We start from the raw sequence: 893 nt of genomic DNA, 5'->3' as shown, positions 1-893 counted from the left end.
TGACTTTGAAAGGATTGAGAAAATGGTATTTCTTTTATTAGTATTAGGTATGGTCCTTTTAATGAAGGGTGCAGACTTGTTTGTGGATGGCAGTGCAAGTGTGGCTCGTAAATTAAAAGTACCTTCAGTTATTATTGGTTTGACAATTGTAGCACTTGGAACAAGCTTACCAGAAGCGAGTGTGAGTATTACGGCTGGCTTAATGGGCAGTAATGAAATTGCGATTTCAAATATTGTGGGTTCTAATATTTTCAACACTTTGGTTGTGGTTGGAACAAGTGCAATCATCACTCCATTTTTAATGGATAAGGATATTTTGAATCGTGATTTAAAAATCAATATTTTAGTGAGCATCTTACTTTCTATTTTTGTGTTAAATGGAATGTTGAATCGCTTTGAAGGAATTATCTTCTTGGTTGGTTTGGCATTGTTTATTCTAAACTTGATTCGTAGTGCTAAAAAGAATCGTGTTGAGGATGAGGAAGTTGAAACTTTATCGGGAATCAAATGCCTGATTTATATCGTGATTGGTGTTGCGTGTATTATCTGGGGTGGAGACATCACTGTAGATAGTGCAAAACAGATTGCAGCTATGCTTGGTATGAGTGATACGTTGATTGGTTTAACTGTCGTATCTATTGGAACTTCATTGCCTGAGCTAGTAACAAGTGTTGTTGCGGCAAGAAAAGGTGAGAGTGGTTTATCTTTGGGAAATGCGATTGGAAGTAACATAATGAATATTTTATTTATTTTGGGTGCTTCAAGTACAATTCATCCAATTGCGGCTACTTCACAGAATATTATTGATACTTTTGTCTTGATTGGTGTATCTCTTTTGATTTATGGTATTGCGAAAAAGGGAGATACAATGACAAGAAAAAAGGGGATCTTTA

1 protein-coding gene is annotated in these 893 nt (G+C 35.5%); it reads left to right on the top strand.

From position 1 onward, the window contains the following. Positions 1-22: 22 nt before the first annotated feature. The coding region (locus NE544_RS12010) for a calcium/sodium antiporter (RefSeq protein WP_256269499.1) at positions 23-893 on the top strand (871 nt) is incomplete at its 3' end.

Origin of the sequence: Holdemanella sp. MSK.7.32, assembly GCF_024460475.1 — a bacterium.
Lineage (GTDB): Bacteria > Bacillota_I > Bacilli_A > Erysipelotrichales > Erysipelotrichaceae > Holdemanella.
The sequence above is the reverse complement of the archived record's forward strand: the minus strand, read 5'-3'. Positions and strand labels throughout refer to the sequence as shown.